Below are 14,959 nucleotides of genomic sequence, written 5' to 3'. Positions count from 1 at the left end.
GTCGAAGCAATGCAAAAAATTCTGGTCTTCGGCGGTACCGGTACAATAGGTGCACATGTTTGCCAATTATTCGATACCAAGGGATGGCAGGTCGTTATAGCGTCCAGAAAGCAAAGCGCGCTTCCTGAGCATATTTTATTTGACCCATTCGATGACAATTTGAATTTATCCGCGCTTAAAGCAGCAGGGCAATTCAATGCCGTGTGTTGGGCGCAAGGGATGAATTGTAACGATAGTGTTTATAATGTTGATACAGATAAAAATATTGAACTATATAAAGCTAATTGCTTGTTTATTGTCAAAGCATTAAATATTTTATTAAATGAAAATATATTAGCCGAAAATGCGCGTTTAGCCGTGATTAGTTCAATATGGCAAAATATCGCCAGACAGGACAAGTTATCGTATTGCATGACTAAATCCGCGTTGCATGGATTAGTGCTTTCCGCTGCAACCGATCTTGCCCGTGACGGCTATTTAATTAATGCGGTTTTGCCGGGGGCATTGGATACGCCAATGACTCATCAAAATCTTGCGCCGGAACAGCTGAAAAAGATAATCGATGCGACGAAGTTTAACCGACTAGCCACGTTGGAGGATGTGGCCAATATGGTTTATTTTCTGTGTTCTCCGGAAAATACCGGTATAACAGGTCAATTTATTAGTGCAGACTTAGGGTTTAGTCATGTCCGTATCGTTTGATATTCAATCCAGTATTGCAAATTATCGCGTGGTAATAGAAAACGGTGCTTTTGCCGAAGTACAACGGCAAGATGAGAATAGCGCCGTGTTATGCGATAACTTTTTTGAAACGGCTTTTTCCGGGAATGCCAAGGTTATTGCGGTGCCGGCGAATGAAGAAACCAAGAGTTTGACATCCGTACCCGAGATAATCGTAAAAATGCGAGATTTAGCCTTAACAAGGCAAGCTAAATTGACGGCTGTCGGTGGCGGTAGCCTGCAGGATATAGCCACCTTTTGTGCATCGATTTATATGCGCGGTATCAAATGGGATTATATTCCCACCACTCTATTGGGTATGGTGGATTCTTGTATTGGGGGTAAATCATCTATCAATGTTGGACGTTATAAAAATCTGGTTGGAAACTTCCATCCCCCGGAAACCATTATAATTGATCCGAATTTAGTAAAAACCCTCAACTCAGAACAGAAAATCGCCGGATTGTGCGAGGCCGTGAAGATTTGCTATGCCAAAGGAAGTTCGTGTTTTTCTGAGTATATGCGGTTAAATCCGCAAATGGATATGAATGTAGAAGGGTATGCGGACGTCATTGAATTAAGTTTAAAAGCAAAAAAATGGTTTATCGAAATTGATGAATTTGATAAGGCCGAGCGTTTATTACTGAATTTTGGTCATACCTTCGGGCACGCTTTGGAAGGTGCTTCCAATTTTGAAGTGAGCCATGGCATAGCGGTTGGGTTAGGTATGCTGATTGCTATTAACTATGCCCAAGTGAGCGGTGGCCTGGAGCACATTCCGGCGGATACTCAACAGTTGAAAGATTATGTCATTGGCTTATTGGATGAAATTCCGATGCTGAAGGAAATTATCCAGCGAATTGATGTGGAAAAAGTCTTTGAGTGTTTTATATCCGATAAAAAGCATTCCACCAGTCATTTTATTATTATCAGTGTGAATGGTTCCGGAGCGTTAGAGCGGTTATTTATCGATAAAACCGAGGCAAATATAATCAATTTGAAGTCTGCGATTAGTTCAGTCATTAATCAGAGCTACAAATAATGGCTTTTGATTTCAAAAAAGCGTTTGGCGCTGATTATCCATTTATATTGGATAACCTATTTAGTAAACAAAGCCATATTGCTGTGACCGGTGCCAGCGGCTGGTTAGGCCGGGCAACTCTGGAATTGTTTTCCGCTTTGTACGGCGATGAATTTAACCTGCGGGTATCGGCCTATGGGTCGCGCGAACAGCAGATAGTATTGGCTGATGCCCGTACAGTATCCGTTAGACCTTTGGTGGAAATCACCCATAGGCATACGCAACATACTCTCTATTTGTTTCACTTTGCGTTTTTAACCAAGGATAAGGTTGGCGGATATACAGACGATGAGTATATTCGTTTGAATAGAGCTATTCAGGGCTTGGTGACACAGGTATTGGAACAATCACAGGTAAAAGCTGTGCTATTGTCGTCGTCCGGAGCAGTCTACGATTATTTAAACGATAGCAACAGAGATGAATCTGCAAATCTCTACGGTAGATTAAAATATGAAGATGAGTTGCTCTTTCAAGAGATATGCAGTAAATCCGATATAAAACTTCTTATCCCGAGAATATTTAATCTAAGCGGGCCATATATCAATAAGCTAAGCGCTTATGCCTTGTCCTCGATTATTGCGAATGTCGTAGCCCGAGAAAATGTGTTAATTCGGGCAAATAAGCCCGTGTTTCGGTCTTATATTTACATACTGGATTTACTGCTGATCTGTATTCGCCTGATGTTTTCGGAACGTTTCGAAAACATCGTCTGTTTCGACACCGTGGGTGATGAAACGGTGGAAGTGGGTGAGTTAGCTGAAAAAGTATGCAAGCTCCTTAATGCTGCTGACTTAACAGTTGAACGTCCGAATATGATAAATGGGGAACCCGATAGCTATTTGGGAAACGAGCAGCCTATTAAAGACATTATAAAGGGGTTCGAATTTCCCGTAACAGGTCTGGATCGACAGATTTTAGAAACTGCCGAGTATATTCGTAATTTGAATACATGTAGTGGGTAGATGATTATGTCTATAACCAAGAGGAAATATTAATGAAGTTGGTTATTCTTGCGGGTGGATTGGGTACTCGTATTAATGAAGAAACCTCGGTGAAGCCTAAGCCGATGATTGAAATAGGCGGCAGGCCTATTTTATGGCATATAATGAAGTTATATTCTCATTATGGAATTAACGAATTTATAATATGTTTGGGTTATAAAGGCTATATTATTAAGGAGTATTTTGCGAATTACTTTTTACATATGTCGGATGTGACCTTCGATATGGAGCATAACGAGATGCAGGTGCATCAAAAATATGCGGAGCCATGGAAGGTGACCTTGGTTGACACCGGTGAGTTAACCATGACGGGCGGTCGCTTAAAAAGAGTTCGCGATTATGTCGGCGATGAAACATTCTGTTTTACTTACGGGGATGGGGTCGGCGATGTCGACATTCATGCGTTGATCGATTTTCATCATTCTCACAATGACGCCGCAACAGTGACCGCCGTGCAACCGCCCGGCCGGTTTGGTGCCTTGGAATTGGTGGGTAGCCGCATCAAAAGTTTTCAGGAGAAACCGCAGGGCGACGGTGCCTGGATCAACGGCGGTTTTTTTGTGTTGTCACCGGCAGTGTTCGATTTAATCGATAGCGACGAAACGCTATGGGAAAAAGAACCGATGGAGCGCCTGGCGAACAGCAATCAGCTGCACGCTTATTTCCACAAAGGCTTCTGGCAACCCATGGACACATTAAGAGATAAACAGCATTTGGAACAGCTTTGGCAACAGCAAAAAGCACCGTGGAAAATATGGTAGAGCATAGCGATTTTTGGCGAGGCAAAAGGGTTTTTATAACCGGGCACACCGGATTTAAAGGCGGTTGGTTGGCGTTATATCTGCACCGGTTAGGTGCGGAGATCAAAGGGTATGCGTTACCGGCGCCTACTGCGCCCAGTTTATTCCAAGTGGCTGATGTGGCTTCGGTACTGCAGCATGTTGAAGGCGATATTCGCGATTTAGTCAGCGTGATGGCGGAAATGCAAAGTTTTCAACCTGAGATTGTGTTTCATTTGGCCGCGCAACCGCTTGTTCGTTATTCCTATCAACAGCCGGTGGAAACCTATGCCACCAATGTGATGGGTACGGTTAATTTACTAGAGGCGGTCAGGCACACTGCGTCGGTAAAGTCAGTCGTGATAGTCACCAGCGACAAATGCTATGAAAACAAGGAATGGTTGTGGGGCTACCGTGAAAACGAGCCGATGGGCGGCTTCGATCCTTACAGCAACAGCAAAGGCTGCTCAGAGTTGGTGACTGCCAGCTATCGCAATTCCTTTTTTCCCAGCGAACGCTACGCTGAACACGGTGTGGCGGTGGCGTCGGTGCGTGCCGGTAATGTGATCGGCGGCGGGGATTGGGCTCAAGATCGTTTAATCCCCGATATTATGAGGGCGTTCATGGCTGGGGAGGCAGTGACGATTCGTAACCCTACGGCCATCAGGCCCTGGCAGCATGTACTGGAGCCGGTGACCGGCTATGTCCTGCTGGCAGAACAACTGTATAAACAAGGTGGCCGATATGCGGAGGGCTGGAATTTCGGGCCTGGCGAAGCAGATGCGCAACCCGTATCGTGGATATTGGAAAAACTGGCAGATTTATGGGGCAATGGCGCAAGTTGGCAAATCGATGGTAGTGAGCAGCCGCATGAAGCGCACTATTTGAAGCTTGATTGCTCCAAAGCCAAGACCCTTCTGGGTTGGGTACCGCGTTGGACTCTGGCCCAAGCGTTGGCGATGATTGTCGACTGGAACCTGGCCTATCAACAAGGCAAGGATATGCGGCAAGTCTGCGCGGAGCAGTTAGAGCAGTTTTTGACGGCTGATCAACATTAATTTTATTGAACACAAAGATAAGACAGTGACAGAAAATACATTAAAAGCGCAGATTTTGGATTTGGTTGAACAATACGCCGCCGAACGTTATGCCGAAAAAGCTTTCGTTCCGGAACAGTCCGTAGTGCCGCCTTCGGGTAAAATTCTCGGCGCTAAAGAACTTAGTTATATGGTCGAAGCCTCGCTGGACGGTTGGTTGACTACCGGACGATTTAACGACCAGTTTGAAAAGCAATTGGCAGAGTTTATCGGGGTTAGCAGCGCGTTGACGGTCAATTCCGGTTCCTCTGCGAATTTGCTGGCTTTTGCCTGTTTGACATCCGAAAAACTGGGTGATCGTGCCTTACAGAAAGGCGATGAAGTCATTTCCGTAGCGGCCGGTTTTCCCACAACGGTTAATCCCATTCTGCTTTACGACCTTGTTCCGGTATTTGTCGATGTGGAAATTCCTACCTACAACATCGATCCCAGTAAAATCGAGGCTGCCATCACGCCTAAAACCAAAGCAATTATGATTGCCCACACGCTGGGCAATCCGTTTGACCTGGATAAAGTCGTCGAAATCGCAAAAAAATACAATCTCTGGTTGATAGAAGATTGCTGTGATGCCTTAGGCACAACCTACAAGGGCCGTAATGTCGGTACCTTCGGCGATATTGGTACACTCAGTTTTTACCCTGCTCACCACATCACCATGGGCGAGGGTGGCGCGGTATTTACCAGCAGTCGCCGCCTGAAAACTATCATCGAGTCGTTTCGGGATTGGGGAAGGGATTGTTACTGCGCCCCCGGTGTTGATAATACCTGTAAAAAGCGCTTCGGTTGGCAGTTAGGCGATTTGCCGGCTGGCTACGACCACAAATACACCTATTCGCACTTGGGGTATAACTTAAAAATTACCGATATGCAGGCGGCATGTGGCTTAGCGCAGTTAGAGCGTGCGCCGGAATTGATTGAAATCAGAAAACGTAATTTTAAATTCCTGAAGCAACGCTTGGCTACTTGCGAGCAGTATTTGATTCTGCCGGAAGCCACACCGGGATCGGATCCCTCATGGTTTGGGTTTCCTATCACGCTGAAGGAAGACTCAGGTCACGAGCGCGTGGAATTGTTGAAATATCTGGATAAATACAAAATCGGCTCCCGCTTGCTGTTTGCCGGAAACTTGACCCGTCAGCCCTATATGAAAGGCAGACAATATCGAATTTCTGGCTCATTGGATGTAACCGATAGAATTATGCGGCAAACTTTTTGGATCGGTATTTATCCAGCCTTGACCACAGAGATGCTGGAATTCGTTGCCGAAAAAATAGAAATCTTTTTTGGTATCCGTCAATAAGCTGGCAAACAAGCAATGCAAAACAAGACCATAAAATATAGCGATCTATTGGCCGATTGGTTAAAAGAAAGAGGATATACCCACTGTTTCTACGTGGCGGGCGGCAATATCATGCATATTCTCGCCAGCGTGAATCGTCATTTCAAATGCGTTAGCGTGGTACATGAGGTGGCAGCCGGTATTGCAGCGGAATATTTCAATGAAATAAGCACCGATGGCAAAGCCTTTGCTTTGGTAACCGCCGGTCCCGGCTTAACCAATATTGTCACCGCAGTGGCGGGTGCCTATTTGGAGAGCCGGGAATTGTTGGTGATTGGCGGGCAAGTAAAGACTGCCGATCTTTGTCGGCAACAACTACGGCAGCGCGGCATTCAGGAGATTGATGGTGTCGATATCGTCAAGCCGATCACCTTAAAATCGGTGCTGATGGATAGTTTGATTTCCTGTGAGGCATTTAACCGGATTATCGACGCCGGGGTTACAGGCCGCAAAGGTCCGGTGTTTCTTGAAATTCCGTTGGATATTCAAGGTGCGCCGGTCGACGTAAACGATCCACTATGCGAATTTTCCTCAGCCGCAAAACAAGCAATTCCACCTATACATTCAGCCGAAATCCAACGCCTAATCGACGATGTTCGCACGGCAAAACGGCCGTTTTTATTGATTGGAGCCGGTGTTGCCAGACAGACGGTAGAAAAGATATACGAGGCTTTGGAGCCCATGGGTATTCCTTTGGCAACCACATGGAATGGCGCGGATAGGGTGGCAGCGGATCACCCCTTGTATTTTGGCCGCCCCAATACCTGGGGGCAACGTTACAGCAATTTATTGATGCAACAAGCCGATTTGCTGATCGCACTGGGAACCCGTTTGGGTCTGCAACAAACCGGGTTTAACTGGCAGGAGTTCGTACCTAACGGCAGAGTAGTGCAAGTGGAATGCGACCCAACCGAGCTTAACAAAGGCCATCCCCGCGTCGATAGCGGTTTGCAAGGCGATGCCAATCAAGTGTTACAAGCATTGGCGGCAGCTAGCCTTGGCGATCATGCCGAATGGGTGGCTTTTTGCCAAAAAGTGAAAGCCCAATTGCCGTTGATCGAGCCAATTAATAACACGGCAGAGCATTATTTATCGCCGTACGATTTTGTCAGCCGTTTGTCGGTACACTGCCGAGATACGGACAATGTCATTCCTTGCAGTAGCGGTGGAGCCTTTACCGTGATGATGCAAACCTTCGCCCAACAGCGCGGCCAACACATTGTTACCAACAAGGGCTTGGCATCGATGGGGTACGGTTTGAGCGGAGCAATAGGCGCGGCTTTCGCCTATCCGCAGCGCAGGACAGTTCTAGTGGAAGGCGATGGTGGATTTGCCCAAAATTTACAGGAGTTGGGCACGGTTGCTGTCAATAAGTTAAATCTGAAAATTTTCATTTTTAACGATAATGGCTATGCATCCATTCGCATGACGCAAAGAAATTATTTTAATGGTGCCTATATTGGTTGCGACCAGTCCTCGGGATTGGGTTTACCGGATTGGCTAACCTTATTTAAAGCCTTTAATCTGCCTTGTATCAAACTCGATGCCAATTTCGAGCAAGACCCGGAATTCCAACGCCTATTCGCAAGCGATGAACCGGCTGGGTTTGTTGTACCGATAGATCCGGAACAAACCTATTTTCCCAAAATTACCAGTAGGGTAACGGAAACAGGTTCGATGCAATCAAATCCCTTGCACCAAATGACTCCGGACTTGGATGAGAATCTATATTCCGTAGTAGCGCAATATTTGCAATAAACATATCCAGTATGAATAGAAAACTAATCTCAGTGGTAATTCCTGCCTATAACGAGCAGGACAATGTTGATGAATTGGCTAAACAATTAACAGCAGTATTTGCGGAAAATAGCGCTTACGATTTTGAAGCTATTATCGTAGAGAACGGTTCTCAAGATAATACCTACGAAAAGCTCTGCGCGGTACATGAGAAAGACCCGCGGTTTAAAATTGTGCAACTGGCGCGTAATTTTAGAATGGATGGCGGCATTACCGCTGGACTAAATTATGCGTCTGGTGATGCTGCCGTGATCATGACTGCGGATTTGCAAGATCCACCACATTTAATAACTCAGTTCATCAAAAAATGGGAAGAGGGATATGAAAACGTTTACGGTATTGTTACCAAACGTAATGGCACGGGCTTAATTCGCCGTTTTAACTCGCAATTGTTTTATTGGGTGGCCAACGGTTTGACCAACGGCATGGTTCCCAGAAATGTTAGTGACTTCAGGCTGATCGATAGAAAAGTATACGAAACCATCAATTCCATACACGAACGTAACCGTTTTATTCGTGGACTATTTGCCTGGGTTGGTTACAAATCCATAGGTATTGAGCATGAGCGAGCTGAACGCTTTGCCGGCGTATCGGGAGCTCACACTTTCAAGGTTATCGAACTGGCGTTAAAAGGCATATTGGCCCATTCTTATGTGCCTTTAAAGCTTATTACTATATTAGGAATAACCATATCTGCGGCGTCTTTTATCCTGTTAGTATGGACAATAGTAAAAGCAATATTCTGGGGTGTGCCGTTTGCTGGATATGGGACCATTATGACCGTTATGTTTTTGATGTTCGGAATATTATTTACTATGTTGGGTATTGTTGCAGAATATATTGGTTTGATATACGAGGAAGTGAAGAATCGCCCTAATTTTATCGTGAGAAAGCAAGTTGGGTTCAATAACTAAACGTTTTTGGGGTAACGAAAAAATTCGTTATTTATTTGTAGGTTTGTACAATACCGCTTTTGGGTATGGTTTTTTTGCAGTTATTTGGTTTTTCCTACACCATGATTTACATTATGTGTGGCTTTTAATCATAAGTCATTTTGTATCGGTGATTAATGCATATTTGGGTTATAGGATTTATGTGTTTCGCGTGAAAGGGCGGTGGTTGAAAGAATTTTTTAGGTTTAATATGGTTTACCTTGGTGCTTTTGGTTTTAATTTAATAGCATTACCTCTTTTGGTCGAGAGACTTAATCTACATACATTGATTGCCCAAGCAATTATAGTATCTATTACTGTGATAAGCAGTTATATCTTGCATCGCCGATTTTCTTTTAAAAAGAATGGTGCGCAAAGTAAGTTATCTTAAATTTACTATCTAGTATGGATGGCATATTGAATGACTTCAGCTGATAGTGTTTGTGTAAAAAATAAAAATATTCATTGGTGGTTTGTCTGGATAATCTTTTCAGAGTTGGTTTTTCTGATCTTTTTTGTCAAGTATTTTGAATCCAGCGGTTATGCAATGCCGCCATTTTTCTTTGCGCCTTTAGATACATTTATGGACTTCTATAATACAAATTATTGGAGTCTAAATGATGGGCGTTATGACATATGGCAATCAATTTATCCGATAAGCGTATTTGCATTGGCGCAAATGTTAGTGCCGGATTATTGTGCTTCCGTTGTTTTACCGGCAGAGTTACGAGATTGCTCGCCATATTCTATCGCTTGGCTATTTTTGTTTTATTTTTGTGCGATTTTTGTATGTACAAAATTAATCGTAAAGCAGGTGGGTATAAAATATATTTCGGTTGAGATTGTTATATTTCTTGCGTTGCTGATGCAATTTCCCGGGCTTTATGCGTTAGAAAGAGGTAACTATATTATAGTTGCTTTTATGTTGTTGGCTTTTTCTCAGGCTATTGGCGCCAATTGGAAAGGCGCAGTATTTCTTGCGTTGGCTATAAATATTAAGCAGTATTTAATAGTGCTCTGGTTCGTGCCGTTTTTTAAAAGAGAATATACATACTTTCTGATAAGTTTTTTTGCATCATTATTGATTAATCAAATAAGTATGATTGTCTTGGAAGATGGAAACTATAGGCAAATTTTCGAAAATATGTTTTCTTTTTCCGGCGCTGTTAATTCGGATTTCTTTCAGAAAGTTTGGTACACAACTTCGCTGAGTTCATGGTCGAAAGCTGTCTTTTACTATCAGGACAGGATTCCGGTAATCCTCTATTTGACTGCACACTTTTTAAGGTGGTTTGTTCTTTTTGTTGCGGCGTCTATTTTATTTTTATCGGCGCGAAAAGCTCATTTTTTTACTTGGGAGCAATTAAGCGTAGTTGTTTTGCTTTCTATGATGGTCGCTACTGATTCCCCAGGTGGGTATGCAGTTATTTTGTTACTGCCATATTTAAGTGCAATTTTAATTGGAAGTTATGCTAATAAATATAGAAGGATAATCATGTTTGTGCTGTTGATTCCTCTGGATTTTGTGGTTGGTCCGATAATTGAGTTCAATCAATTTAGTTTTCTTTCGCAGCATTACGTGGATGTATCAACCGGATTGACATTTGGTGCATATATTCGTCCATTTTGTCTGCTTTTCATGTTGATAATCATGAGTTACCCGGTTTTAGTATCTTTAAGGAAATTTTCATGACATTTAAAAGCCTAGTTGATGCGCTTATACAAAATAAAAGATATATAGGTTTAAATCTCCTATTGTGGGTTTTGATGGCCTTTATTTTACTGGAAGTAATGCCTGTTAAATATGAGGCGCAAGTTATAATTAAATTAGGTCAATTTGATAACAATACGCCCATTGCTGGCGCGGCGGAATCCATCGAATATTTACGTAACTCAGAAACCTTAATTTCGGTGGCGACTGCTAATAACGTATCTCCTACGGGCCTTTCAAAGAGAATTAGGACGCATCCTATCGATAATAATAAAGCAATAAAGATACTAGTCCATTGGGATTCTGTTGACGATGCTGAACGCTTAGTTTCTGCTTTAGCTCAGAAAATTGTCGATCATCATCAGCAAAAATTAAACAAAGAACTCAATAGTGTCAAAAGTGAAATACTTTATTGGGAGAAAATTTTAGACAAGAAAGAATGCAATAGTCAGGTCGTTGAAACAATTTCCCAGCTAAAATTGATTATTTTGAGCATGAGGCCAACAGAAATCGTGGCTCCCGCGTCAAAGTCATTTGATATTGTATCTATCGATTATGGAACAGTTTATTTAGTAGCGATATTCATGTGGATGTTTTCAAGCCTGCTAATCGTTGAATACCGTAGATCGTAAGTATTAGAATAGGTGAGTTGTATATATTTTCTGCGTTTAAAGGCAAACAGATTTTAATTTCTGCTAGGTATGGTTTTTATATGAACTTTTTGAAAGTACAGTGACTTAAAATATTATTGGTTGGCTTTTAAAATAATTTAACGCTGATAGATTTGAGCAGGCATTGATGAAGTGTTTTGATGGTTTTGCCTTTGAAGACTCGTTAAATTTCTGTTAGGCGTTTAAATAAGATGCCATAGAAAATTTTAGGTATGAATAAAAAAAACATTTATGTAACGCAACCATCTTTGCCGCCATTAGAGGAATTTATTCCCTATCTGCAACAGATTTGGGATAATAAGATATTGACTAATGGTGGGCCTTTTCATCAGAAATTAGAAGACGCGCTCTGTGAATTTCTGGGTGTAAATTATATTAGTTTATTTGCTAATGGAACCATTGCTTTAGTGACTGCTTTACAAGCTTTGAGAATTAGAGGGGAGGTTATAACTACCCCGCTTTCCTTCGTTGCTACTTCCCACTCGCTGTTATGGAATGATATTAAGCCCGTATTTGTAGATATTGATCCAAATACGCTAAATCTCGACCCATCAAAAATTGAAGCGGCAATTAACCCTCACACAGCAGCGATCATGCCTGTACATTGTTATGGTCATCCCTGCGATGTCGATGCTATTCAAAAAATAGCTGACAACTATGGTCTTAGAGTGATTTATGACGCTGCTCATGCTTTTGGCGTGGAAGATGCCAATGGTAGTGTGTTAAATCACGGAGATTTGTCAGTATTAAGTTTCCATGCCACAAAGGTTTTCAATACTTTTGAAGGTGGAGCTATAGTTTGCCCGGATGCCAAGACTAAAGTGAGAATAGATCAGCTTAAAAACTTTGGTCACGTTGGAGAGGTAACAGTAGTCGCTCCTGGTATTAACGGAAAAATGAGCGAGTTCAATGCTGCACTCGGATTGCTACAGTTGAACTATATAAATCAAGCGCTTGGTGCGCGAAAGAAGATTGATATTGCTTATAGGGAAAGATTGGTGGGAGTAAAAGGAATAACGTGTTTGGGTGATTCCGGAGAGAAAGTAGCTAATTATTCCTATTTTCCTATTCTTGTTGATATAAATTATCCTATTACTCGAGATGAACTTTATCAGAAATTAAAAGATGCTGGCATACATCCCCGTCGTTATTTTTATCCGTTGATATCTGAGTTTCCTATGTATAGAGGCTTGAGTTCTGCGCATAAAGAAAATCTGCCCATCGCTACAGATGCAGCTAGAAAAGTTCTGTGTCTGCCGATCTATCCAGATCTGGATATGGCTATTGTCGATGAAATATCGAGCATAATCTTGGCACAATAAAGATGTGCACGTTGCAATCTTTCATAAAGATAGTGGGTATTAGATGAGGGTCGCAATTATGCAACCCTATTTCTTTCCGTATATTGGGTATTTTCAGTTGATTAGCGCTGTTGATATATTCATCGTTTACGACAATATAAAATATACAAAGAGGGGGTGGATTAATCGTAATCGCATTTTGCAGAATGGCAGAGATGTTATGCTTACACTGCCCTTAAAATCCGATTCGGATACTCTTGATATTTGCAAGCGAGAGGTGGCGGCCGATTTTAATCGCGTCAAATTTCTAAATCAACTCAGTGGAGCTTATCGGGGAGCGCCATATTTTACCGAAACGCTTCAATTGGTAGAGCAGATAGTGTCGTTTAAGGATGAAAACTTATTTCGCTTCCTACACAACTCTATAGTCAAAACCTGCGCCTATTTGGGTATTAGTACTGAAATCATAATTTCATCCGAAATAGATATTGATCATTCACTTAAGAGTCAGGAAAAAGTTCTCGCGTTGTGCGATTATGTCGGAGCGAAGACGTACATAAATGCTATAGGTGGAATCGAATTATATTCAAAATATATGTTCCGTCTAAGAGGCGTTGATTTGAAATTTATTCAGTCGAAGCCATTCGAATATCAACAATTCGGTTCCGTGTTTGTGCCTTGGTTGTCTATTATTGATGTATTAATGTTCAATTCGACTGACATAATAAAAGAATGCTTGAATGTCAAATACGATTTAATAGAGGTATCGTGAATGAAAAGTCATGTTGTTGGCATTGCAGGTGCTGGAAATATGGGGATGCAACTTGCATTACTTTTTGCGTCTCATGATATTGCTACGGTAATCTGGAATCATAAGGAGCAACCAAGTTACGAAAGAGATATTTTTAGATTGGCAACAATTCAATCAAAACTTGGATTAATTAATAAAGAAAATATAAAAAAAGTTATAGAGCTCATAAGTTATACAAATGATATCTCGGTTATGGAGGGTTGCGACTTTATTGTTGAAGCTATAAAGGAAGACAAGGAAGTTAAGGCTATAGTTTTAAGGCAAATAGATGTTGTTGCTAGGAACGCGAAGGTGCTGGCTTCGAATACCTCGATGTTAAGTATCACCGAGCTTGCATCTTTTACCGAAAACCCGAGTAGGTTTTTAGGGATTCATTTTTTTAATCCACCGATGTCGATGAAATTGATTGAGGTAATAAAGGGTGAATTGACTACTGATATGGCTTTGGAGTTTGCTTTAAATGTATTAGGTGAAATTAACAAACATCCCGTAGTTATTCCCGAAACCCCCGGCTTTATTGTTAATCGATTACTTTTTCCGATGATTAATGAGGCTGTACTTTTATTGTCGGAAGGCATTTCTGATGCTAAAACTATTGATAATTGCATGCGGCTCGGAGCTAATCACCCGATGGGGCCGTTGGAGCTTGCTGATTTGATAGGTTTGGATATTTGTTTGAGTATATTGGAGACACTGATGGAAGAGACTGGGGATGTAAAATATAGGCCCGCTATTTTGTTAAAGAGGTATGTGCGCGCAGGTAAGCTTGGAAAAAAATCAGGAATTGGATTTTATTCTTACCGTAAAAATATTTAACTTTATTTGCTTAAAATGGTGTTAAAAATATCGTATAGCCTTTAGAAATCCTATTGGAGGATTTGATGAGTAACAAAGAAATAGAGCACCTAGAGACAATTAGTGCTTTCTATGAAAAAGGTGACTATATGGACGAGCTGATGATAGATCGCGAGATCGAAATCATAAAGCGATATAGTGCCGAAGGTAAAAGTGCTTTAGAAGTAGGTTGCGGTAGCGGTTCTTCTACTGAAAAATTATATAAGATATTTCGAGATATAGAGGTAATTGAGCCTTCGAAAAAAAATGTGGCGTTGTTAAAAAATAGGGTTTCAAATGTAAAATGCCATGAATTGCTTTTAGAGGAGTTCTCTACTTCCCGTCGATTTGATTTTATATTTTTTTTAAATGTCATTGAACATGTTGAAGACCCTGTTCAGTCTCTCAAAATCCTTGCTGATTTAATTAGACATGAAGGGCTGATTTTTATTTCAGCTCCAAATTGTATGTCTTTAAATAGACGTGCAGGATATAAAATGGGTGTTCTGGAAAATTACGAAAAAATGGCACCAAAAGATTATGAAGTTGGGCATAGACGTTTATACACCGTGGATATGTTAAAAGATCACTGTGATAAAGCAGGTTTAAAAGTGCTATCTGTTAAAGGAATGTATCTTAAGCCGCTGTCGGAAAAGCAGATGATTGAATTAGGTGACGATGCCGTGCGTGCATTTTATTCTTTGGGAGAAGATATTCCTGAGTATTGTGCTAGTCTCTTAGCTGTAGCAACTAAGAAGTATTATTAGAGTTTTTAGAGACTTCAATATATAAGAGCTATAAGGAGCCTATGAATACGTTTTTCCCTTAATTGCAATAAATATTAGCTGTTTGTCCTTATGCGTGTAGGCTAGGCTTAAGATAATA

15 protein-coding genes are annotated in these 14,959 nt (G+C 41.6%); all 15 read left to right on the top strand.

Going from position 1 to position 14,959, the window contains the following annotated elements:
• Positions 1–9: 9 nt before the first annotated feature.
• The 15 genes from JWZ98_RS14570 to JWZ98_RS14500 all read left to right on the top strand — a co-directional run bounded on the left by JWZ98_RS14570 (position 10) and on the right by JWZ98_RS14500 (position 14,841).
• Positions 10–702: an SDR family oxidoreductase gene (locus tag JWZ98_RS14570; protein ID WP_205454457.1), complete on the top strand. Its 693-nt coding sequence runs from the start codon at positions 10–12 to the stop codon at positions 700–702.
• Complete coding sequence (locus JWZ98_RS14565) at positions 686–1,762, top strand: 3-dehydroquinate synthase family protein (protein ID WP_205450645.1); 1,077 nt, start codon at positions 686–688, stop codon at positions 1,760–1,762. Before JWZ98_RS14570 ends, JWZ98_RS14565 begins: the two co-directional genes overlap by 17 nt.
• A complete protein-coding gene (locus JWZ98_RS14560; RefSeq protein ID WP_205450644.1) occupies positions 1,762–2,763 on the top strand; it encodes an NAD(P)-dependent oxidoreductase in 1,002 nt (333 codons plus the stop codon). Before JWZ98_RS14565 ends, JWZ98_RS14560 begins: the two co-directional genes overlap by 1 nt.
• 32 nt (positions 2,764–2,795) lie before the next feature.
• The gene (rfbF, locus tag JWZ98_RS14555) at positions 2,796–3,563 is read left to right on the top strand and encodes a glucose-1-phosphate cytidylyltransferase (RefSeq protein WP_033155240.1); all 768 of its coding nucleotides are present in this window, start codon (positions 2,796–2,798) and stop codon (positions 3,561–3,563) included.
• Positions 3,527–4,639 (top strand): CDP-glucose 4,6-dehydratase, encoded by a 1,113-nt coding sequence (gene rfbG / locus JWZ98_RS14550; RefSeq protein ID WP_240347998.1) that lies wholly within the window; start codon positions 3,527–3,529, stop codon positions 4,637–4,639. The genes rfbF and rfbG overlap by 37 nt, the downstream gene beginning before the upstream one ends.
• Positions 4,640–4,664: 25 nt before the next feature.
• Entirely contained in the window at positions 4,665–5,978 is a 1,314-nt protein-coding gene (gene rfbH, locus JWZ98_RS14545; RefSeq protein WP_033155238.1) for a lipopolysaccharide biosynthesis protein RfbH, read from the top strand.
• Between the two features lie 15 nt (positions 5,979–5,993).
• Positions 5,994–7,775, top strand: coding sequence for a thiamine pyrophosphate-binding protein (locus JWZ98_RS14540; protein ID WP_205450643.1), 1,782 nt, complete (start codon positions 5,994–5,996; stop codon positions 7,773–7,775).
• 11 nt (positions 7,776–7,786) lie between these two features.
• The gene (locus JWZ98_RS14535; protein WP_033155237.1) at positions 7,787–8,728 is read left to right on the top strand and encodes a glycosyltransferase family 2 protein; all 942 of its coding nucleotides are present in this window, start codon (positions 7,787–7,789) and stop codon (positions 8,726–8,728) included.
• Positions 8,712–9,137: a GtrA family protein gene (locus JWZ98_RS14530; protein WP_084153194.1), complete on the top strand. Its 426-nt coding sequence runs from the start codon at positions 8,712–8,714 to the stop codon at positions 9,135–9,137. Before JWZ98_RS14535 ends, JWZ98_RS14530 begins: the two co-directional genes overlap by 17 nt.
• Positions 9,138–9,167: 30 nt before the next feature.
• Positions 9,168–10,439: a hypothetical protein gene (locus JWZ98_RS14525; RefSeq protein ID WP_205450642.1), complete on the top strand. Its 1,272-nt coding sequence runs from the start codon at positions 9,168–9,170 to the stop codon at positions 10,437–10,439.
• Positions 10,436–11,089, top strand: coding sequence for a hypothetical protein (locus JWZ98_RS14520; RefSeq protein WP_205450641.1), 654 nt, complete (start codon positions 10,436–10,438; stop codon positions 11,087–11,089). The genes JWZ98_RS14525 and JWZ98_RS14520 overlap by 4 nt, the downstream gene beginning before the upstream one ends.
• A 251-nt stretch (positions 11,090–11,340) precedes the next feature.
• Positions 11,341–12,450 carry a DegT/DnrJ/EryC1/StrS family aminotransferase gene (locus JWZ98_RS14515; RefSeq protein ID WP_205450640.1) on the top strand — a complete coding sequence of 370 codons (1,110 nt, stop codon included), beginning with the start codon at positions 11,341–11,343 and terminating at the stop codon, positions 12,448–12,450.
• Positions 12,451–12,508: 58 nt separating this feature from the next.
• Positions 12,509–13,201, top strand: coding sequence for a WbqC family protein (locus tag JWZ98_RS14510; RefSeq protein ID WP_205450639.1), 693 nt, complete (start codon positions 12,509–12,511; stop codon positions 13,199–13,201).
• Positions 13,202–14,056: a 3-hydroxyacyl-CoA dehydrogenase NAD-binding domain-containing protein gene (locus JWZ98_RS14505; RefSeq protein ID WP_205450638.1), complete on the top strand. Its 855-nt coding sequence runs from the start codon at positions 13,202–13,204 to the stop codon at positions 14,054–14,056.
• A 65-nt stretch (positions 14,057–14,121) separates the two neighbouring features.
• Positions 14,122–14,841, top strand: coding sequence for a class I SAM-dependent methyltransferase (locus JWZ98_RS14500; protein ID WP_205450637.1), 720 nt, complete (start codon positions 14,122–14,124; stop codon positions 14,839–14,841).
• The last annotated feature ends 118 nt before the right edge of the window (positions 14,842–14,959 follow it).

It is taken from the genome of Methylomonas sp. EFPC1, assembly GCF_016925515.1.
GTDB classification, from domain to species: Bacteria; Pseudomonadota; Gammaproteobacteria; order Methylococcales; family Methylomonadaceae; genus Methylomonas; species Methylomonas defluvii.
This window is presented reverse-complemented; position numbering and strand designations above follow the sequence as displayed.